This window comes from Streptomyces sp. NPDC002884, assembly GCF_040295245.1.
Classification (GTDB): domain Bacteria; phylum Actinomycetota; class Actinomycetes; order Streptomycetales; family Streptomycetaceae; genus Streptomyces.
In genome coordinates this window covers 59,782-79,207 of the sequence record NZ_JBEOVB010000028.1, presented here as the reverse complement: position 1 = coordinate 79,207, position 19,426 = coordinate 59,782, and the positions used below count along the sequence as shown (strand labels likewise).

Below are 19,426 nucleotides of genomic sequence, written 5' to 3'. Positions count from 1 at the left end.
CGACCTAGGCACTGGGGGCCGCCTTCGACTCCGCCCGGCCGGAACGGTGGTGGACGCGGATCACCCGGGACCTGCGGCCGCCGGGACGGCGCGGCCCGCGTTCACAGGCGTGGAACGCAGCCCAGCACACCCCCAGCGCCAGGGCGAAGACCGGCAGCCACAGCAGCCGGGCCGCCACCCACTCCAGTCCGTCGGGGACCGTGTGCAGACCGGGCAGGCGACCTGCGAACAGGCCCGTCGCGGTGGTCGCCATCATGGCCGTCTGGTGCCAGAGGAACACCGTCATCGCCGAGAGGTTGACCACCGCGACCGCCGCCCAGGCCAGGGGCCGGCACATGGCCCGGCGCAGCCGGTCACGCAGCAGCAGGGCCAGTCCGCACTGGGCGAGACCGAAGGTGACGGCGGCCAGCGTCGGCGGGTTGAGGTTGGACACCGCCGCGCCCGGCACGCCCACCATCGACGCCGGGTATCCGGCCAGGGCGACGAGCAGCGCCGTCGCCACCGCCCCGCCCACCAGCAGGAGCCGGCCCGCGCGGGGCCGCTCCAGCTCGCCGCGGGTCCAGGCCGCGCCGACGGTGTAGGGCACCAGCCAGCCCGCCACCACGTTCACCCAGCCCAGCCAGGACGGGCCGCCCAGGCCGAAGCGCACCAGGTCCACATGGAGGACGACGGCCAGCGGCCACAGCGGGTTGAGCCGGACCAGCAGCGGGGTCGCGGCCGTGAGCACGGCGAAGACCAGCAGGAACCAGAGGGGGGACAGCGCCAGTTTGACCACGGTGTGCACGGTGACGAAGGACGCGCCGCCGAGCAGGAGGCCGACCGCGGCGACCGTCCACACCGCCGCCACGGCGGCGACCGGGACGAACAGCCGCGCCAGCCGGGCTCTCAGCCACGCGCCGTAGGTGCCGCCCCGCGCCCGGGCCGAGGCGAGGCTTCGGGTCGCCACATGGCCGCCCACCATGAAGAACACCGCGAGGGTCTGGAACATCCACGACACCGGGGCCAGCCAGGGCATGGGCCCCAGGGGGCTCGCGGCGCGCAGGGTTCCGCCGTCGGCGACGAGTGCCGTCACCAGCCAGTGGCCGAGGACGACGCCGAGGATCGCCAGTGCCCGCAGGGCGTCCACGGCCCGGTCGCGCCGCGCCGGCGTGGCGGCGTCGATCCGGACGGCGGCCCGCCGGATCCCGGACAACCACCCCTGTGACCCACGCACCGGTGACTCCCGCTCCCGCGTCTCACGCACCGCTGCCCCACGCTCCCGTGTCTCACGCTCCCGTGTCTCACGCTCCCGTGTCTCACGCACCGGTGACCTCCGAGGTCTCGCCGAGGACGATCCGGGCGATGTTGGCCAGGGAGGGCGAGCCCGGCCTGAAGTAGTCGCTGTGGCCGCCGGAGCCCGCCGCGAAGACGTGCGCGCCGAACGACGGGGACAGGGGGTCGGCGCCGAAGCCGACCGTCGTGCCGAACAGGTCGGCGCTGACGTGCGGGACGTCCGCCACCCAGTCGTCGGCGCCCCGGGCCGCCCAGATCCGCGCACGGGTGCGCAGGTCCGCCGCCGACTCCGCGCCCGTGCCCGGGCTGCCGAGGAGGACGAGATCCGTCACGTCCAGGTGGGGGGCGGCGCGGCCGCACACGACCGTGCCGTACGAGTGGCACAGGAGGGTGAACCTGGAGCCCGGCGCGGTGACGGAGCGCAGCTCGCGCAGGAACTCCCGCAGGTCCGGGGCGGCTTCGTCGGCGCGGTCCGGGGTGATCACGGTGGCGCTGACGGTGCCGGGAGTGGTGTAGCCGAGCCAGGCCACCACCGCCGTACGGGAGTCGGCGCCCGGCTGTCCGGAGAGGCGGTGGTGCAGTGCCGCCGCTCCCGCGCGGAAGCGGCCGAAGGTGTCCAGCGAGGTGTCGGAGCCCGGTACGAGAACGGCGACACGGTCGGCCCGGGCGAGGTCCCCGAACACCTCGGCCGCCCGGCCGAAGCCCCGGCCGTCGAAGGAGAGCAGTCTGCGGGACGGGGCGGCCAGCTCCCGCTCGGCGGCGGCGCGGTGACGGTCCCCGTGGGCGGCGGCCATCCGGGACGCCAGTGCGGCGTTGGCCCGGTTGGCGGCGTACGTCTTCTCCAGGGTCGCCGCCGTCAGCGGGGCGAGGGCGGCCGGGGGCGGGGCGGGGATCCGCGGCCGGGCCGCCGCCGCCGTGAGGGGGACGACCACGGCGGCGGTGATGAGGACGGCCAGGAGGGCGCGGAACCAGTGCCGCCCCCCACGCGTTTCCCTCGCACGGCGCCACCGCCCGCGAAAACGAAGCTCCGCCATCCCGCCCCTCCCCCACCAGTGCGCCCGGACATCGGGCCTTTCTGGCTTGGAAGTTACGGATCGGCGCTCGTCGTTCGCGTCCCGCTGAGGAGCTCTTCTTCGACGTAGCTCTCAGGTACTACGGGTACGACAACCAGGGGCTGACGACGAGGGAGGGGGCGGGGACAGACCGGGGCCTGTCACCACGCCAGCTGGGCGATCTCCTCCGCCACCACCGCGCACGCGTCCGCCGCCGGGTCGATCAGCGGGAAGTGGCCGACGTCCTCCAGGAGGGTCAGGCCCACCACCTCCCCCGCCTTCGCCGCCGCGTCGGCGTACGCCTCGGCGACCGCCTGCGGGACGACCAGGTCGGTGCGGCCCTGGACGAGGGTCGTCGCGACTCCGGTCGGCAACAGCAGCGCGGGGTCGGCGTACGGCCGTCGCTCCCCGAACTGTTCTTCCCCGCCCAGGAGTTGGCGGGCCGCCCCGTCGCACACGTCCAGCTTCTCGGCGACCTCGAAGTCGGCGATCGGAGCCAGCGCGACGACCCCCCGAAGCGAGGCCGAACCCCCGGTGCGCCAGGGCGCGTCGGCGGGCAGCACATGCCGGGCCGCCGCCCACAGGGCGAGGTGGCCGCCGGCCGAGTGACCGGTGAGCACCGTGCGGCGGGCGTCGGCCTGCGGGACGGCCTCCCGGACGAGGTCGGGAAGCGCGTCGAGGGCCGCGGCGACGTCGTCGAAGGTGTCCGGCCAGCGTCCCGCGATCAGGGATGTCTCCTCCGGGTCGGGGCTCCCGGCGCCCCGCCGGTACTCCACGTTGGCCACGGCGAAACCGCGCTGGGCCAGGAAGTCCGCGAAGGGCGTGATGTGCCGCCGGTCGTACGGCGCCCGCCAGGCCCCGCCGTGCAGCACGACGACGAGCGGGACGGACCCGCCCGGCCCGACCTGTGCTCGCGGTGCGTAGAAGTCGATCACCTGGTCGGGGTGATCTCCGTACGCCGTGGTGACGTCGGGCTCGACGGGCGGATGCGCGAAGGCCGACGCCTCCTCGGCGGCGGCCCGGGCTGCGACAACGTCGTCCGGCATGCTCCAACCTCTCAGCGGTGAAACGGATTTGGCGGACCAGGTGAGAATTCGGCCGCTGGCCGGGACGGTATCAGGCCCGTGACGTGCGCGGACACGCGGATGTCACGCTCGGTGAGAGGCAAACGGTTCAGGTAAACGGTTCTGCTGTTCCGCCGCCCCGGCAGGCCCGCCCGCCGGGAAACCCCCTGGGCGTACCCCTAGGTACGCCCAGGGGACCCGGCCGGTTCAGCCCACCGGGTCTGCCCACCGGGTCCGCCGACAGGTCCGCCGACAGGTCCGCCGACCGGGTCCGCCGGGTGGCGGCCGGGTCAGCGCAGTTCCTCCGCCAGCACCCGCGCCGCCCGCTCCACGTCGGCGAACCCGACGTACAGCGGGGTGAAGCCGAAGCGCAGGACGTCCGGGCGGCGGAAGTCGCCGACGACCCCGCGCCCGATCAGCCGTGCCATGACCTCGCCGGCCTCCTCGCAACGCAGCGCCACCTGGCTGCCGCGCTCCTCGTGACGCACCGGAGTCAGCGACTCGACCCGCCCCTCCGGGACGTACGCGGCGACACATTCCAGGAAGAAGTCCGTCAGGGCCAACGACTTCGCCCGCACCGCCTCGACCGAAACCCCGTCCCAGACCTCGAGCGCCGCCTCCAGGGCGAGCATCGACAGGATGTCCGGGGTACCGACCCGCCCGCGCGGGGCGCCCGCCGCCGGCTCGTACGTCTCCCGCATGCCGAAGGGCTCGGCATGCGAGTTCCAGCCGGGCAGCGGTGAGTCGAACCGGTCCTGGAGGCCGTGGCGGACGTACAGGTACGCCGGTGAACCCGGGCCGCCGTTCAGGTACTTGTAGGTGCAGCCGACCGCGAGGTCCACGCCGTGCTCGTCGAGACCGACGGGCAGGGCGCCCGCGCTGTGGCACAGGTCCCAGACGGCGATCGCGCCCGCCGCGTGCACCGCGGCGGTGAGCGACGGCAGGTCGTGCAGCCGCCCGGTGCGGTAGTCGACGTGGTTGAGCAGCACGGCGGCCGTACGCTCCGACAGCGCCGCCGGCACCTCGCCCGGTGTCACCGCACGCAGGGTGCGGCCGGTGAGACGGGCCGCGGACTCGGCGATGTAACCGTCCGTGGGGAAGGTCGTCGCGTCGACGAGGATCTCGTCCCGGGCGCCGTCCACCAGGCGCACCGCTGCAACAAGCGCCTTGAAGACATTGACACTTGTCGAGTCGCCGACGACGATCTGCCCGGCCGCCGCGCCCACCAGCGGGGCGATCCGGTCACCGATCCGCTCGGGCGCCGTCCACCAGCCGCTCTCGTCCCAGGAGCGGATCTTCAGCGCGCCCCACTGACGCCGTACGACGTCCTCGACGTGCCCAGGGACGGACCGCGGCAGCGCCCCCAGCGAGTTGCCGTCGAGGTAGACGCCGTCGTCGAGAAGGAACTGGGCGCGCTTGCCCGCCAGTTCGTCGCCTCCGTCCAACTCCTTCGCCTTGACGGCGAGTTGCTCGAAGCCGGGGCGCTCAGACATGGGACCTGGCCGTCCACAGCTCGGGGAACACGTTCTTCTGCGCGCGCTTCTCCAGCCAGGCCACGCCGGCCGAGCCGCCCGTGCCCGCCTTCGCGCCCATCGCGCGGCGGGTGGCGACGAGGTGGTCGTTGCGCCAGCGCCACACCAGCTCGGCGACGTCCGTCAGCGCCTCACCGAGACGCGCGATCTCGTCACCCTCGTCACCCGAGTACACGGCCGTCCAGACCGCCTCGACCTCCGCCGAGGGCTCGTAGCGGCGCGAGACGTCACGCGCCAGGACGGCCGCCGGGATCGCGTGACCGCGCCGTTCCAGCAGCCGCAGCACCTCGTCGTACAGGCTCGGCTCGTGCAGCGCCTTCTCCAGCTCCGCGTGGACGCGGGGCGCGCCGCGGTGCGGGACCAGCATGGACGCGGACTTCTCACCGAGTAGGAACTCCATGCGGCGGTACATCGCCGACTGGAAGCCGGAGCCCTCGCCGAGCGCGGAGCGGTACGAGTTGAACTGCGCCGGGGTCAGCTGCCCGAGCGGCCGCCAGGACGCGTTCAGCGCGTCGAGCTCGCGGACGGAACGCTTCAGCGCGTCGATCGCCACCAGCACCCGGTCCTGGCGGAGCGCCTGCGCGGCGGTCTCCCACTCGTGCACGATGACCGTGAACCACAGCTCCATGACCTGGGTGGTGACCAGGAAGACCATCTCTCCGGGATCGTCGGAGAGGGTGTGCTGGAGGTGGGTGAGCACGTCCGCCTTGACGTAGTCCTCGTACGGCGTCGTGCCGGCGAAGTCGAGATGCGGGGTCTCGGGCTCCGAAGCCTCTTGGGGCTGAGCCTGCTGGGACATCGCTGTCTCCTGATGTGTACTCCGGGTAGCGGTCCGCCCCTGCCGTTACCGACACGGGGGCCCCGGTCCCCACCGGCACATATTGCGCAATGGTGTCCCAAAAACGCAAGGCCCGCCTGGTCACACCAGACGGGCCCCGGAAGAACACACAGGTGAACGACTAACCCAGGGTCTGGGCCGCCACCGGCGAGGAGTCCTTCAGGAACTGCGAGCAGCGCTCCCACTCGGCCTGCTCGCCGATCGCCTGCGCGGCGCGGGCGAGGCCGTGCAGGGCACGCAGGAAGCCGCGATTGGGCTCGTGCTCCCACGGCACCGGGCCGTGGCCCTTCCAGCCGTTGCGGCGCAGGCTGTCCAGGCCGCGGTGGTACCCCGTACGGGCGTACGCGTACGACTCCACCACGCTGCCCCGCTCGAACGCGTCGTCGGCGAGCTGGGCCCAGGCCAGCGAGGACGTCGGGTACTTCGCGGCGACGTCGGCGGGCGCCGTGCCGTTCGCGAGGAGCTCGCGCGGCTCGGGGTCGTCGGGGAGGTGGGTCGGGGGCGGGCCCCCGAGGAGGTTTTCGTGAAGGGACATGCCTCCAGTCTGCGCCATCCGCGAGCCCGCGGCCCCGGCCCACCGGGGAAACCCGGACAACCGCCGCCCCGGCCCCCTCGACGACAGCCGCCCCTTTACGACAGCCGCCCCTTCGTCCGCTCACCCTCCAGCGGCGGCGCCAGCACGCTCCCGTGGGTCCTGCACTCCGGCCTGCGGCAGTCCGGGGCCGGGCGGCGCACCGTCGTGCAGGCGACCACCGCGCCCACCACCAGCACGCCCGCGCACAGCACCATCGCCCGCCGGAACGCCTCGTCGAAGGCGGTGGCCGAGCGGTACGCCTCCGAGCTCATCCCGGTCAGCAGGGGCAGCGCGGCCACGGCGACGAGACCGGCCGCGCGGGCCGCCGCGTTGTTGACGCCGCTGGCCACCCCGGCCCGTGAGACGTCCACGGAGGCCAGCACGGTCGCGGTGAGCGGCGCGACCAGCGCGACCATGCCGGAACCGAGCACCAGGACGGCGGGCAGCACGTCGGCGACGTAGGACGCGCCGGGCCCCACGCGCAGCATCAGGAGCATCCCTGCGGCGCACAGCAGCGGGCCCGCGGTGAGCGGGATCCGCGGTCCGATGTGCTCGGCCAGTTCGCCGGAGCGGGCGGACAGCAGCAGCATCAGCACGGTCGTCGGCAGCAGCGCCGTACCGGCGCCGAGGGCGGACCAGCCGACCACGACCTGGAGCTGGACCGCGGACAGGAAGAAGAAGCCGCCGAAGGCCGCGTACACGCACAGCGTGACCAGGTTGACGGCCGTGAACTGGCGGGACGCGAAGATGTCGAGCGGCAGCATCGGGTCGGGGTGGCGGCGCTCCACCGCCACGAAGGCGACCCCGGCCAGCAGTCCCGCGACCGCCGCCCCCACGACGACCCCCACGGGTCCGCTCCGGGCCTCGATCAGCGCGTAGGTGACGAGGGCGAGCGCCAGCGCGCCCAGGAAGGCGCCCAGCACGTCGAAGTGCCCCTGCGGACGCCCTGCCGCGCCCTTGGCGGCACCCCCGGCCGCAGTCCCGGCCGCACCCCCGGTCACGCTCCCGGCGGCGCTCCCGGTCGCGCTCGAACGGACGGGCCGCCCGTCCGACTCCGGCACGTGCCGCAACGCCACCGGCACGCACACCACCGCCAGCGGCACGTTCAGCAGGAACACCCACCGCCAGCCCGGACCGTCCACCAGCCAGCCGCCCAGGAACGGCCCCACGGCCGCCCCCATGCCACCGAACCCGGACCACAGGCCCACCGCCCGCGCCCGGTCCTCGGGGTGGAAGGAGGCCTGGATGAGCGCGAGGGAACCCGGGGTGAGGAGCGCGCCGCCGACCCCCTGCAACGCCCGGGCGGCGACCAGCACGCCCGCGTTCGGGGCGAGCCCGCACAGCAGGGAGGCGACGGCGAACCACACCACCCCGATCACGAACACCTTGCGCCGCCCGTAGTGGTCGCCCAGGGAACCGCCGAGCAGGATCAGCCCGGCCAGCGTCAGCAGATACGCGTTGACGGTCCACTGGAGGGCGGCCAGGTCGGCGTCCAGGTCGCGGCCGATGCGCGGAAGGGCGACGTTGACGACGGTCGAGTCCAGCAGGGCCATGCTGGAACCGAGCACGGTGGTGAGCAGGATCCACTTGCCCTGCGGCGAGGCCAACCGGACGTCAGGCATGCCCCCAGGTATACAGCGAGCCCGGCGTCGTAGACAGACGCCGGGCTCACCCGTACCCGTAGTACCTCCGGGGGTATCTCGGCAGATGCCTCCGGAGGTGCCTTCAGGAGTTACTTGATCTTCTGGCCCGCCGAGCGCAGGTGCTGCGTGGCCTCGGTGACGCGCGCGGCCATGCCCGCCTCGGCCAGCTTGCCCCAGGTCCGCGGGTCGTAGGTCTTCTTGGAGCCGACCTCGCCGTCGACCTTCAGGACGCCGTCGTAGTTGCGGAGCACGTGGTCGGCGACGGGACGCGTGAAGGCGTACTGCGTGTCCGTGTCGATGTTCATCTTGACGACGCCGTTCTCCAGCGCGGTCGCGATCTCCTCCGGGGTGGAGCCGGAACCGCCGTGGAAGACGAAGTCGAACGGCTGGGAGCCGGCCGGCTTGCCGTACTTCGCGGCGATGCCCTCGTTCAGCTCCTTGAGCAGGTCGGGGCGGAGCACGACGTTGCCCGGCTTGTACACGCCGTGGACGTTGCCGAAGGACGCGGCCAGCAGGTAGCGGCCCTTGTCGCCCAGACCCAGCGCCTCGACGGTGCGCACCGCGTCGTCGACCGTCGTGTACAGCGAGTCGTTGATCTCGTGCGAGACGCCGTCCTCCTCGCCGCCCGTCGGGGTGATCTCCACCTCGAGGATGATCTTCGCGGCGGCGGTGCGGGCGAGCAGCTCCTGCGCGACGGTGAGGTTGTCGGCGAGGGTCTCGGCCGAGCCGTCCCACATGTGGGACTGGAAGAGCGGGTTGCGGCCGGCCTTCACGCGCTCCTCGGAGATCGCGAGCAGCGGACGGACGAACCCGTCGAGCTTGTCCTTCGGGCAGTGGTCCGTGTGCAGCGCGATGGTGACCGGGTACTTCTCGGCGACGATGTGCGCGAACTCGGCGAGGGCCAGCGCGCCCGTCACCATGTCCTTGCTGTACTGGCCGCCCGCGAACTCGGCGCCACCCGTCGTGATCTGGACGATGCCGTCGCTCTCCGCCTCCGCGAAGCCGCGCAGTGCCGCGTGCAGGGTCTGGCTCGAGGTCACGTTGATGGCCGGGTAGGCGAACTTGCCTGCCTTCGCCCGGTCGAGCATCTCGTTGTAGACCTCGGGGGTTGCGATGGGCATCTGTCCGCTCCTTGGTGTCTGCGGGTTGGCGATCTGTCGATCTGCGTACTACGGCCCTGACCTAGACCTGGGGTGCGACGTCATCGTCGTCCCCATCTTTCCAGACCTGGGCGGATGGTCCACGCCTGGTCCACACGCCGGTCAAGTGCAGGTCAACGGGCTGGTCGACGTGCAGGTCACAGTGCAGGTCAATACGGGCCGTCAGTCCAGACCCAGTTCATCCTTCGAGAAGGCGAACAGGTACGGCACGCCCGCGCCCTCGCGGATCTTCTCGTCGGCGCCGGTCGCCCGGTCCACGATCGTCGCCACGGCCACGACCTCGGCGCCCGCCTCACGGACGGCCTCCACGGCGGCGAGCGGCGAGCCGCCGGTGGTGGAGGTGTCCTCGACCACCAGGACGCGCCGGCCCTTGATGTCCGGGCCCTCGACCCGCCGCTGGAGCCCGTGCGCCTTCGCCGCCTTGCGGACGACGAAGGCGTCCAGCCGCCGGCCGCGCGCGGCGGCCGCGTGCAGCATGGCGCCGGCCACCGGGTCGGCGCCCATGGTCAGACCGCCCACCGCGTCGAAGTCGAGCTCGGCGGTCAGGTCCAGCAGCACCTGCCCGACCAGCGGCGCGGCCTCCCCGTCGAGGGTGATGCGGCGGAGGTCGATGTAGTAGTCCGCCTCCAGACCCGACGACAGGGTCACCTTGCCGTGCACCACGGCCTTGTCCTTGATCTGCTGCAGCAGCACGCCACGTACGTCCGTCATGCCGCTCAGCTTAAGGCGAAGCCCGGAGGGCAGGCTCAGAGCCTGGTCCAGCGCCAGGTGGTACCGGCCTCCAGCGGCTCCAGGGGCGTGACCAGGCGCGGGAACGTGTTCAGGCCGTCGGGCGGGCCGGTCTGCGGCTCCACGCACACGGCCGCCTCCTGCTCGTCGTAGACGACGACCCACTCCTCGGGGCTGGTCACCTTCAGCGCCAGCCGGCCGGGCCAGGTGAGGCCGACCTCGACACCGCCGGGCATGCCGAAGCAGTCGTCCCAGGGGCCGGGCTTCCGCTCGACGCGGTTGCCGGTCGGCAGATGGTCGTCGCCGCGCTCCTCCTGCCACGCGGGGTCGAAGGAGACCCGCACGTCCTGGTCGTCCGGGCCGCCCAGGTTGCGGTTGAACCAGGGATGCCAGCCGATCTGCGCCGGGAAGGACGAGCCGTGGGTCTCCACGGCCATCGCGAGGGTCAGGCTGTCCTCGGTCAGCGTGAACACCTGGGTGACGAGACCGGGGTAGGGCCAGGGGTCCACCAGGCTGTACGTCAGCACGGCCTCGGCGGCGGTCCGCCGCGCCACCTTCCAGGCGCCGTCGCGGACGGTGCCGTGGATGGCGTTCGGCGCCGCGTTGAGCGGCATCTGGTGGACGGCTCCGCCGTCCCGGAAACGGCCGTCCCGGATCCTGCCGCACCAGGGAACCATCGGGAAGCACCCGAAGCGTTCTCCCTGGCGCAGCAGTTCGAGGCCACCGACGCGCAGCCCACCGACCCGGCCGCCGTTGCCCGGCTGGACGGTCACCTCCGCGTCGCCCGCGGTCAGCGTGATGTCTTCGTAACTCACGGGACGACCCTACTGGGACGATCAGACCGGCGCGGTGGCGGACCGGCCGAGATGCGGCGCGAGGAACAGGGCCGCTCCGCCCCGGAACCGGGCGGTTCGGCATGCGTGCCCGCGTCGTCGGCGTGCGGCGTCCCGGGCGTCAGGCGCGTCGGCGCAGTGCCCTGCCCACGACGATCGCCGACGCCACGACCAGCGCGGCAGCCGGAGCGGCCCACCGCAGTGTGCTGTTGGGTACGACGGTCTGCGGGGCGGGGACCGGCGCGTAGCGGCCGCGCGGCGGGGCGTGGTCCACCTCCTCGGCGCTGCGCCCGATCATCGTCCGGCGCGCGTGCGCGGCCTCGGCGGGCGGCTCTCCGGGCCCCGTGAGGTCCTCGAGCCCGGCGGGCGACACCTCCGCCTCGAAGACGGTCCCGGGCGCCGGTGACGTGTCGACGTCGTCCACGCCATCGACCTCGTCGACGGCGTCCGCATCCACGGCTTCCGCGGCTTCCACGGTGTCCACTGCTTCCGTGGCTTCCACGGTGTCCACTGCTTCCGTGGCTTCCGTGGCCAGGTTCGTCGCGAATCGGTCGAGCAGTCGGGTGACCGTCGACTCCACCGCCTCCGGCGGCAGCTCCGCGATCCGGCCGTCGGCCGACGCCGTCCCCTCGAAGCGGAGCGTCGTGCCCGTCTCGGCCTCCCGCAGCCACAGCGTGAGGAGCGGTTTCACCACCCCGCTGCCGCGCACCTCGGTCGCGTCGCCCTCCACGGTGTACGCGCCGTCCTCGCGCGGCGAGACGCGTACGGCGCCCCGGTACGTGATGGTGTGGCCGCCGACCCGTACCTTCAGCCGCCCCGCGACGGGCTCGGTGCCCGCGTCCTGCTGGAGCCCGGGGACCGCCCGGGCCACCAGCGCCGGATCTGCGAGGGCCGCCCTCAACCGCTCGGCCGGAACCGGAACGAACACCTCTTGCTCCATGACATCGGAGCCTACCCAGCGGGCAGGGGAAAGCACCCGGCGAAACCGGGAATCGGCTCCGCCGGGCTCCGGCCGGTGGTAGGCCAAGGGCGGCCGGGTCAGTACCGCGGATGCACCAGCGTCGAGGGCCTCAGCCCCGTCACCCGGGTCGCCTCCGCCGCCCGCGCGTCCGCCGTCAGCTCCGCCTGGGTCAGGGTGCGCGGCGCCTGTGGGTCCAGGCGCAGTGGCGGGCGGGTGTCGGCGGTGGCCAGGACGAAGCCCCAGTCGCGGGGGGCCCGGGAGCTGCCGGTGCCGCGGTCGGGGGCCATGGTGCGGCCGGTGCCGGTGCCGCTGCCGTCCACACGGTAGGGGGCGGTGTGCAGGCCCGCCGCGCGCATCGTCGCCTCGACCGTCCAGAACGCGCGGGGCCGGCCGGCGACCGGGCCGGCGTGCACGACGAGGCGGCCGCCCGGGGCGAGGGCCCGGCGGGCGAGGCCGTAGAACTCCTGGGAGTAGAGCTTCGTGCTGGCCGTCATGCCGGGGTCGGGCAGATCCACGACGACCACGTCGTACGTCGCCGGAGGGGCCCCGCGCAGCCACTGGAAGGCCTCCCCCGTGGCGACGTGGACGCGCCGGTCGCCGTAGGCGTGGTCGTTGAGGCGGGACAGGCCCGGGTCGGTGCGGGCCAGCCGGACCAGGCCGGGGTCGAGTGCGACGATGTCGACGCGGCGCACCCCGGGGTGGCCGAGGGCCTCGCGGGCGGCCAGACCGTCGCCGCCGCCGAGGATCAGCACGCGCGCGTGCGGACCGCTCATCGCGGGCTGGACCAGTGCCTCGTGATACCGCCGCTCGTCACGGCCCGCGAAGCGGAGGAGGCCGTCCAGGTAGAGGTCGAGGGGCCGGCCGCCGGTCCCGCCGGTGAGGACGATCTCCTGGACGCCGGTCCGCACCGCCACGCGCACATCGTCGCCGTACACCGCCTGCCGGGCCGCTCGTTCGAAGTCGTCGACGAGGACGGCGGCGGAGGCGAGGACGCCGAGGACGGTGATGTTGGCGACGAGCAGCAGACAGCGGGCCCGGCAGGTGAGGTCGCGCCGGAAGAGGCCCAGTACCAGGGCGGCCCCGGCCACGACGTTGACCCCGCCGGTCAGCAGGGAGCTGGTCAGCTGGCCCAGGAACGGCAGCAGCAGGAAGGGGAAGGCGAGGCCGCCCACCAGCGCGCCCACGTAGTCCGCGGCGAACAGGTCGGCCACCGCGCCGCCCGCGTCCTGGCGGCGGATGCGCTGGATGAGCTCCATGAGGAGGGGCACCTCGGCGCCGATGAGCACACCGATGGCGAGGGAGAACGCGACGAGGAGGACGCGGGGGCCGTGGGCCCACAGGCCGCCCCAGTCGCCCGTCCAGGCGAACACCGCGTAGAGCGACATGGCGCTGCATCCGCCGACCAGGGCGAGGGTCGTCTCCAGGGCGCCGAAGCCGGCCGCGGCGAACCGGCGGAGCCGTTTGGCGGCGAGGGAGCCGATGCCCATCGCGAAGACCATGACGGACAGCACGACGGAGGCCTGGGTGACGGAGTCGCCCATCAGGTAGGAGGCGAGAGCGACGAGTTCCAGTTCGTAGACGAGACCGCAGGCCGCGCAGACGAACACGCAGGCGAGGACCAGGAACCGCCCGGTGGCCGGCCGGACCGGAAGCCGCGCGGACCCTTGCGGGGGCGGCTCCCGGTCCGGCCGGACACCGGGCGGGGCCGGCGCGTGCGGTTCGATCACGACTGCGACGTTACGTGACGGCGTGGGTGCCCCTCGTCACCCACACGTGTGGAATCCGAGGTCGTTCGGGCACCGGACGTTTGAGCCGCCGGCGCCTCAGACTCCTTGGGCGGAGGCGCTCACGGGCAGGCCCGGATCGCCCGACGGCACGCGGATACCCACCCTCGTCCTGGTCGCCACCAGCTGCCCGTCCTGCGGATAGGCGTGCCAGGTGCGCCAGTGCACCTGGCCCTCGCTGCGGTGGGCGAGCAGGGCGGTGAAGGCGTGCGGGCTGCCCGGGAAGACGCCGGCGAGGCCGTGCGGGTGCTCGGAGACCAGGGCCAGGAGTTCCTGGGCGCGGCCCGCGAACTGGCCGGGCGAGAGCACCTCGACGCGGGCGGCGAACTCGTACTCCCAGTCGCCGACCCGCTTGGCGACGCCCAGCGGGAGCGGGGTACTGCTGCCGGGGATGCAGGCCACCGTCTCGGAACAACAGCCCTGCTCCTCCTCCAGCAGCACCTGGTGCGATGCGCCGAGCAGTCTCAGCTGCAGCTTGGCAGCGGACAGTTCGAGGTCGAGTGTGGCGAGGGCGGGCAGCGGCTCCCGCCCCAGGGCCCAGGCGAGATCGGCCGCGCGCGTGTCGGTGTAGGAGGTGTTCAGGGTGGTGAGCATGGATCGGCTCCGCGGAGACGCAAAGAGAGGGGGCAGGTCGGCGCACCCCGGTCGAAGCCGGGAGAACGGCCCCGGTCGGCCCGGTCCGGAAGGTCGTCCGCAGGGGACGTCCGAAGGGGTCCGAGGGGCTGCGTTGGTGGTTTAGAGGGAATCATGAACTGCGGTGGCTCCACAGCGTTTTTACCCAACTTCGTGGGGTTTCCATCCCTCGGGGGGTCCACAGCTCAATTGTTCAACCATGGCGTCCCCCAGGCGGCCCAGGCGTGCATCCACGCGCCCCACATGAAAGGCGCGACCGCGGGTAGTCGAGGTGGCCGCCATGAGCGCCCCGGCTGCCACGACCGGTGGGACCGGTGCGATCGGTGTGACTGGTGCGACCGGTGCGATCGGTGCGACCGCGGAGCCCGTGGTCAGGGTCGGGCCCCGCGGTCCGGATGCGGCTCCCCCCGCGGGGAGCTCAGCTGCCCCGTGTCAGCTGCCTCCGCCGCATCCGCCGCCGCCTCCGCCGCAGGACGACCCGCCGCCCCCGCAGGACGACCCTCCGCCGCAGGAGTGGCCCCCGTGGTGGCCGCCGCCGGAGCCGCCGTCTCCCCCGCCGGCCCACCAGCTGCCACCGCTGCCGCCGGCCGCGCTGCCGCCGCCGCTGTACCGGCGCGACCGGCCGCCGCGGTACGACCTCGCGGCGCCGCGAGTGCGGACGTTGACCAGCAAGGCCGCCACGAACAAGATTCCGACCACCGCCAGGATGATGCCGAAGACCATGACGTCACCCTCCTTCCGTGTCCCCCGAAGCGGCCCCCCGTGGGCGCCTCGCGTGGCGTCTGAGCGCCACGTGAACGGGGGATGCCCGTCCGTCTCATCTGCCAAAGCAGAGTTGAGGAACTTCAGAGGGTTCTCCCGAGGAAAAAGCCCCTGACCTGCACAGAAGGGCAGGTCAGGGGCCGTCTGAGTCTCACTGGGCCGTCTGTGGGCCGTGAGCTTCCTGAGAGATGCGCTGGAACACGGAGTCGATGGCACGACGGGCACGCTCGCGGCTCTCGGGCATCAGGTGGGCGTACACCCGCAGCGTCAGCCCCGGATCGGCATGGCCCATGTACTCGCTGACGGCCTTGATGTTCTCGCCCGCGTCCAACAGCGCAGAGGCGTAGAAGTGCCGCAGGGCGTGCATCCCGTGCTCACGCGCCGACTCGTACTTCCCGTTCTCATCCGCTTCCGGCGGGATGAGGCCCGCGTCCGCGAGGGCGGGTTTCCACTCCTTGCCGTTGAAGTTGCTCCGCCACACCATGCCCCCTTGCTCAGCCGTGAAGATCAGCCGGGCGGACACCTTCGGGCCCTCGGGCACGTCCCAGGGCAGCGTGATCTCCACGGGCTTGCAGGCGTCCATGTGGGCCCGGAGAGCTTCCGCCAGGGAGTCGGGCAGCGGCACGTCCCGCTTCTTGCCGCCCTTGGGGAGAGCGAACACGGGGTGCCCTTCCACGTGCTTGATCTGCCGGACCACGTGAAGCGTGCGCCCGTCCGCGTCGATGGCGTCCTCAGCCAGCCCGAACACCTCGCCCTGCCGGAGACCACACCCGGCACCGACGTCGACCATCGCCCGGTACCGCTCCGGAAGGGCTGCTCGAACAGCGAACACCTGCGCGGGCACCCATGGGACTACGCGATGCGGGTCAGGCTTGGGGCGCCGAACGGTCCGTGCACCGCACGGGTTGCGCGACAGCAGCGCGTCATCCACAGCGGCAGACAGGACCGACTGAACGTCCGCGAAGATGTTCCGGGTGTAGGAAGGGCCTACTCCGGGCTTCGCGTCCAGCGCGGCCAGGAGCTCCCGGATGTGTTCGGGCCGGAAGGTCCCGATCGGCCGGGAGCCAAGCACCGGGTAGACGTGCAGTCGCAGACGCCGGCCGAATTCCTTCCGGGCCATCGGGCTGGACGTCTTGCTGTCCAACCACTTGTCGGCGTACTGCCGGAACGTGATCCGCACGGACTTGGGATCGGTGTACTGACCGCGCGTCATGTCCGTCTCAATGGCGCTCAACCATTTCTCGGCGAGTCGCTTCTTTCCGTCGGGAAAGCTCTTGGACTTCTCTGCGCCGTCTGGACCGATGTACCGGGCCCGGTAGCGCAGACCACTTCCGTGGCGGTCGCTCTTGATGCGGACGGTCTTTCCGCCGGCGTTCGTCTCGGTCTTGAACCAGCGGTCTTGGATGTGGCCTGCCATGAGGCGGCGGTCCTCTCAACACGCAGCAGGGAGAGCCGCCGGTTAGCGGCTCTCCCTGCTGTCTGCGATGGGTGTTGGGTTAGGCAGCGCTTTGGTCTGTGCTCTTGCGCTCTGCGACGTGAGCGAGCACGTCGGCAGGGTCGTAGCGGGTGTGCTTGCCGATGCGGAATCCGGGCGGCCCGATGCGCTTCCGGCGCCACTGGTAGACGGTCTCTTTGGGTACCTCGAAGATCTCGGCAATGTCGTCGGGGGTGAGGTAGCGGTCCGGCAACCCGCCACGGAGCGTGGCGCGCGGGTCCGGCTGTTCACGTGCGGTGCTCATCGCATGTCCTCCGTGCGCGGGTGGCGATCCGGATTCGGGGCGTGCCTGTCCGAGGTGCGGATTTCTGCGTCATTGCGTCATCAGCGTCATTCAGGCCTGTGACCTGCTGCTTTATGTGACGCAGCGGTTTGGGGGTGCGTCATCGCCACGTCATGGGCGGCGTCATCCGTGACGCAGCCCATGACGCAGATGACGCAGGATGACGCAGACACGGCCGTCTGCGTCATGGCTGTAGCCGCAGGTCAAGTGCCGTTTTCCGGCCCGCATGACGCAGATGACGCAGCGTCTTCCCTCTTAGGACAAAAGAGGGAGCGTCTGTTGCGGTGCTGGTGCGGCTCAGAACGCGAAGAAGGAGCCGCTGCGCGGCGCGACCCTTGGGCGGCGTTCCGCCAAACAGCAAGAGGAGCACGCCCGGCCGGTGGTGCTCCTCTTGCTTGTCCGGGCGAGCGGGCGCGGGTCAATGCATCCGCTGTTGCTCGTGTGGGGGTGTGGGTGCCGTTCGGGTCATTTCGAGGTAGCGGCCCTCGCTGGTGCGGCCGGTGTCGATGAGGACGCCCCGGGCGGCCAGGGTCGGCTGGAGGCGCTTGAGCCGGTCGGAGAGGACTTTGCCGGTGGTCGGCCAGCCTTTGGGCAGGGCACGGCAGTCTTCGCCGCTGTAGAGGAGGCTGAGGCAGTGCAGCCACTCCGTGGACGTCATCCGCTGCTCCCCTCCCGGCTCGATGGTGTCGGCGTGCCGCAGGACGGTCTGCGCCAACAGGTCGCCCTCGATCACGTCGTCGTTCAGGTCGTCCAGACTGGCCCGGTAGGCGTTGAGCGCCCCGAGCCCGGTTGCCGCGTCGAGCTGCGCGCACAGGTGCGCGAAGTCCGCCATCCGCAGGTCGGTGGGCGTCTCCGCCTCCACGGCGCGGACCTTGACGGTGAGGTCCAGGAGCGAGCCGAGGACGACGGGCAGGACTTCCGCGTAGTCCGCCCACAGTTCGGCCTCGGTGCGCCGGACGCGGGGCCGCTCCAAGCGCAGGGGCAGGAGCCGTTCGGCGAGGTCGGGCCGGATGACTCCCACGTCGATTCCGGTCAGGAGCAGGGGCCGGCGGTAGCCGACGCGGAAGACGTCCCCGTCGGTGAACAGGGCCCGCTTGACGCTCTCGGCCCCGGTCACGATGCAGCACATCGCGTCCGACAGGTCCGGCGTCATGTGGGAGAGATTGTCCAGCGCGGTGATCCATCCCGCCGCCACAGCCGCGATGAGGTTCTCCTCGTCCTTCGGTGCCCGGCGCAGGTCACCGCTCATGCCCTCAATGATCCTGGTGAGCATCCGGCCGCCGGTGGACTTGCCCGCGCCCTGGGGTCCGGTGAGGAACGGCGCGGGGACGGGCACGGACGGCCCGAGGCAGCCGATGAGCCACGCGATGGCGAGGCATTCGGTTTCGGCGTTGGCGAAGTTGCACAGCCGCATGAGCAGGTCGATGCCCTTGCCGTCGGTGTCCTTGACGGGAAGGGGGAGTTCGCCGGTGAGCTGGGTGCGCCTCCAGCAGACTTCCCGAGGGTCGGGGGTGAGGATGTCCCAGCCGGTGGGGTGGATGCGGACGGACTTCCCGTCGTCGCGGCCCAGGTCCAGCCACGTCGCCCCGTCGAAGCCGGGGGCGACGCGGATGTGTACGGCGTGCGTGTCCGCCTCCAGCGCGAGGGCTTCGATCAAGTCCAGTGCCTCTTTCATCGCCGATCCGTTGAACACGCCGCGACCGTCCTTGAACAGGCCGACCATGAGTTCCTGGCGGTGGCTGCCGGTGGTGCCCTGCGAGCGCATCGGGCGGGCGACGGGGTGCCCGTTCTTCTGCGCGTACACGGTGCCGTCGGCGGTGCGGAAGTACCGGAAGTGGGACTGCGCGTAGTCCGCGATGATCTGCCGGGCGGGGTTCTTCTCGTCCTCAGGCATGACTCAGTCCCAACGTGGTCAGGGCGTTGGTCCACGCGTCCGTGCAGTGCCTCGGCGATTCGCCCTTGGCCTGCGCGGCGGTGAACAGCCGCGCGGTGTGCGCCTCGGTGAGGCAGCCGCATCGGCCGTGCGTCGACAGGACCGCCAGGAACGTGCGGTACACGGTCGCGTGGATGGCGCTCTGGGCGTCGGTGATGCGCTGCACGGCCATGGAGATGCCACGGTCCAGATAGGCGGGCGTACGGTGCCTGCACTCGCCCCCATGGGCCCTCAGAGGCACTGTGTGTGGTGCCCTACGGGCCGGGGACGGCTCCTTTACCGTCAGCGCGCGCACAGCGTCCGGGAGAGCGGCTGTGGCGCCAGTGCCGGAACCGAGCCAACGGGCGTATCCCATAAGGGACTTGATGTCGACGCCGGGCCGTACGGCGTTCGATGACGGCATGGTTCCCCGGTAGATCCAGTGCTCGCCCCGGGTGGTGGTCACGGTCCGGGTCGCGGGCAGGGTCTCCCGGGCCCACTGGACGGCGGCGGGGTCGTCCAGGTCGACCACGGTCACGCCGGCGCCCCCGGGGTGATAGGCGACGGTCACCGCGTGCCGCCAAGCCGGACCCCACGCTGTGGAGCTGAGAACCTGCGGGTCGGTGGTGGCGGCCGCCCAACCGTGGCACGGGGACGGGCAGGCGCAGGGGCCGGGGGCTTTCATGTTCGGCCGGCCGCCGCACGCGTTCCGCGCGCATTCCGGGCAGTTGCCGAACGGCACCTTCCCCGCCCGCAGGGGCAGAACCGGGACGCCGTGCGCGGCCAGCGTGAGCGCGGTGCCCAGCAGGGAGGGTACGGCGAGCGTGGCGGTTCGGGGCACTCGCCGGATGGCGGTGGGTTGCTGCATGCTGGGAGACCTCCAACAGGTCAGTTGCTGA

Annotated in this window: 18 protein-coding genes; all 18 read right to left on the bottom strand. The window is 72.3% G+C overall.

Going from position 1 to position 19,426, the window contains the following annotated elements:
* Nucleotides 1-4 precede the first annotated feature (4 nt).
* Nucleotides 5-1,213: an acyltransferase family protein gene (locus ABT070_RS35740; protein WP_351766962.1), complete on the bottom strand. Its 1,209-nt coding sequence runs from the start codon at nucleotides 1,211-1,213 to the stop codon at nucleotides 5-7.
* Nucleotides 1,214-1,295: 82 nt separating this feature from the next.
* On the bottom strand, nucleotides 1,296-2,306 hold the full coding sequence (locus ABT070_RS35735) for an alpha/beta hydrolase (RefSeq protein WP_351766960.1): 1,011 nt from the start codon (nucleotides 2,304-2,306) through the stop codon (nucleotides 1,296-1,298).
* A 179-nt stretch (nucleotides 2,307-2,485) separates the two neighbouring features.
* Nucleotides 2,486-3,370, bottom strand: a complete 885-nt coding sequence (locus ABT070_RS35730) for an alpha/beta hydrolase (protein ID WP_351766957.1) — start codon at nucleotides 3,368-3,370, stop codon at nucleotides 2,486-2,488.
* Nucleotides 3,371-3,678: 308 nt separating this feature from the next.
* Nucleotides 3,679-4,881 (bottom strand): kynureninase, encoded by a 1,203-nt coding sequence (gene kynU, locus ABT070_RS35725; protein ID WP_351766955.1) that lies wholly within the window; start codon nucleotides 4,879-4,881, stop codon nucleotides 3,679-3,681.
* Complete coding sequence (locus tag ABT070_RS35720; RefSeq protein WP_351766953.1) at nucleotides 4,874-5,719, bottom strand: tryptophan 2,3-dioxygenase family protein; 846 nt, start codon at nucleotides 5,717-5,719, stop codon at nucleotides 4,874-4,876. Before ABT070_RS35720 ends, kynU begins: the two co-directional genes overlap by 8 nt.
* Nucleotides 5,720-5,879: 160 nt before the next feature.
* Complete coding sequence (locus ABT070_RS35715) at nucleotides 5,880-6,293, bottom strand: DUF3151 domain-containing protein (RefSeq protein WP_351766951.1); 414 nt, start codon at nucleotides 6,291-6,293, stop codon at nucleotides 5,880-5,882.
* A 95-nt stretch (nucleotides 6,294-6,388) separates the two neighbouring features.
* Entirely contained in the window at nucleotides 6,389-7,954 is a 1,566-nt protein-coding gene (locus tag ABT070_RS35710; protein ID WP_351766949.1) for an MFS transporter, read from the bottom strand.
* 110 nt (nucleotides 7,955-8,064) lie between these two features.
* Complete coding sequence (gene fbaA, locus ABT070_RS35705) at nucleotides 8,065-9,096, bottom strand: class II fructose-bisphosphate aldolase (RefSeq protein WP_351766947.1); 1,032 nt, start codon at nucleotides 9,094-9,096, stop codon at nucleotides 8,065-8,067.
* A 201-nt stretch (nucleotides 9,097-9,297) separates the two neighbouring features.
* Nucleotides 9,298-9,846, bottom strand: coding sequence for an orotate phosphoribosyltransferase (gene pyrE, locus ABT070_RS35700; RefSeq protein WP_351766945.1), 549 nt, complete (start codon nucleotides 9,844-9,846; stop codon nucleotides 9,298-9,300).
* 35 nt (nucleotides 9,847-9,881) lie between these two features.
* Nucleotides 9,882-10,679, bottom strand: a complete 798-nt coding sequence (locus ABT070_RS35695) for an aldose epimerase family protein (RefSeq protein WP_351766943.1) — start codon at nucleotides 10,677-10,679, stop codon at nucleotides 9,882-9,884.
* Between the two features lie 139 nt (nucleotides 10,680-10,818).
* Nucleotides 10,819-11,637 carry an SRPBCC domain-containing protein gene (locus ABT070_RS35690; RefSeq protein ID WP_351766941.1) on the bottom strand — a complete coding sequence of 273 codons (819 nt, stop codon included), beginning with the start codon at nucleotides 11,635-11,637 and terminating at the stop codon, nucleotides 10,819-10,821.
* A gap of 98 nt (nucleotides 11,638-11,735) precedes the next feature.
* Nucleotides 11,736-13,385 (bottom strand): polyamine aminopropyltransferase, encoded by a 1,650-nt coding sequence (locus ABT070_RS35685; RefSeq protein WP_351766939.1) that lies wholly within the window; start codon nucleotides 13,383-13,385, stop codon nucleotides 11,736-11,738.
* A 96-nt stretch (nucleotides 13,386-13,481) separates the two neighbouring features.
* The gene (locus ABT070_RS35680) at nucleotides 13,482-14,036 is read right to left on the bottom strand and encodes a DUF2617 family protein (RefSeq protein ID WP_351766937.1); all 555 of its coding nucleotides are present in this window, start codon (nucleotides 14,034-14,036) and stop codon (nucleotides 13,482-13,484) included.
* Nucleotides 14,037-14,507: 471 nt separating this feature from the next.
* Entirely contained in the window at nucleotides 14,508-14,798 is a 291-nt protein-coding gene (locus ABT070_RS35675) for a hypothetical protein (protein WP_351766935.1), read from the bottom strand.
* Between the two features lie 190 nt (nucleotides 14,799-14,988).
* Complete coding sequence (locus ABT070_RS35670; protein WP_351766933.1) at nucleotides 14,989-16,254, bottom strand: tyrosine-type recombinase/integrase; 1,266 nt, start codon at nucleotides 16,252-16,254, stop codon at nucleotides 14,989-14,991.
* A gap of 79 nt (nucleotides 16,255-16,333) precedes the next feature.
* The gene (locus ABT070_RS35665; RefSeq protein ID WP_351766931.1) at nucleotides 16,334-16,576 is read right to left on the bottom strand and encodes a helix-turn-helix domain-containing protein; all 243 of its coding nucleotides are present in this window, start codon (nucleotides 16,574-16,576) and stop codon (nucleotides 16,334-16,336) included.
* A 457-nt stretch (nucleotides 16,577-17,033) separates the two neighbouring features.
* Nucleotides 17,034-18,509, bottom strand: a complete 1,476-nt coding sequence (locus ABT070_RS35660; protein WP_351766929.1) for an AICE element replication initiation protein — start codon at nucleotides 18,507-18,509, stop codon at nucleotides 17,034-17,036.
* Nucleotides 18,502-19,395 (bottom strand): bifunctional DNA primase/polymerase, encoded by an 894-nt coding sequence (locus ABT070_RS35655; protein WP_351766927.1) that lies wholly within the window; start codon nucleotides 19,393-19,395, stop codon nucleotides 18,502-18,504. Before ABT070_RS35655 ends, ABT070_RS35660 begins: the two co-directional genes overlap by 8 nt.
* Nucleotides 19,396-19,426 lie beyond the last annotated feature (31 nt).

Excerpts from the sequence above, each read along its gene's own strand:
- ABT070_RS35735 (WP_351766960.1), bottom strand. The coding sequence starts at position 2,306 with ATGGCGGAGCTTCGTTTTCGCGGGCGGTGGCGCCGTGCGAGGGAAACG.
- ABT070_RS35730 (WP_351766957.1), bottom strand. The coding sequence starts at position 3,370 with ATGCCGGACGACGTTGTCGCAGCCCGGGCCGCCGCCGAGGAGGCGTCG.
- kynU (WP_351766955.1), bottom strand. The coding sequence starts at position 4,881 with ATGTCTGAGCGCCCCGGCTTCGAGCAACTCGCCGTCAAGGCGAAGGAG.
- ABT070_RS35720 (WP_351766953.1), bottom strand. The coding sequence starts at position 5,719 with ATGTCCCAGCAGGCTCAGCCCCAAGAGGCTTCGGAGCCCGAGACCCCG.
- ABT070_RS35715 (WP_351766951.1), bottom strand. The coding sequence starts at position 6,293 with ATGTCCCTTCACGAAAACCTCCTCGGGGGCCCGCCCCCGACCCACCTC.
- ABT070_RS35710 (WP_351766949.1), bottom strand. The coding sequence starts at position 7,954 with ATGCCTGACGTCCGGTTGGCCTCGCCGCAGGGCAAGTGGATCCTGCTC.
- fbaA (WP_351766947.1), bottom strand. The coding sequence starts at position 9,096 with ATGCCCATCGCAACCCCCGAGGTCTACAACGAGATGCTCGACCGGGCG.
- pyrE (WP_351766945.1), bottom strand. The coding sequence starts at position 9,846 with ATGACGGACGTACGTGGCGTGCTGCTGCAGCAGATCAAGGACAAGGCC.
- ABT070_RS35690 (WP_351766941.1), bottom strand. The coding sequence starts at position 11,637 with ATGGAGCAAGAGGTGTTCGTTCCGGTTCCGGCCGAGCGGTTGAGGGCG.
- ABT070_RS35680 (WP_351766937.1), bottom strand. The coding sequence starts at position 14,036 with ATGCTCACCACCCTGAACACCTCCTACACCGACACGCGCGCGGCCGAT.
- ABT070_RS35675 (WP_351766935.1), bottom strand. The coding sequence starts at position 14,798 with ATGGTCTTCGGCATCATCCTGGCGGTGGTCGGAATCTTGTTCGTGGCG.
- ABT070_RS35670 (WP_351766933.1), bottom strand. The coding sequence starts at position 16,254 with ATGGCAGGCCACATCCAAGACCGCTGGTTCAAGACCGAGACGAACGCC.
- ABT070_RS35665 (WP_351766931.1), bottom strand. The coding sequence starts at position 16,576 with ATGAGCACCGCACGTGAACAGCCGGACCCGCGCGCCACGCTCCGTGGC.
- ABT070_RS35660 (WP_351766929.1), bottom strand. The coding sequence starts at position 18,509 with ATGCCTGAGGACGAGAAGAACCCCGCCCGGCAGATCATCGCGGACTAC.
- ABT070_RS35655 (WP_351766927.1), bottom strand. The coding sequence starts at position 19,395 with ATGCAGCAACCCACCGCCATCCGGCGAGTGCCCCGAACCGCCACGCTC.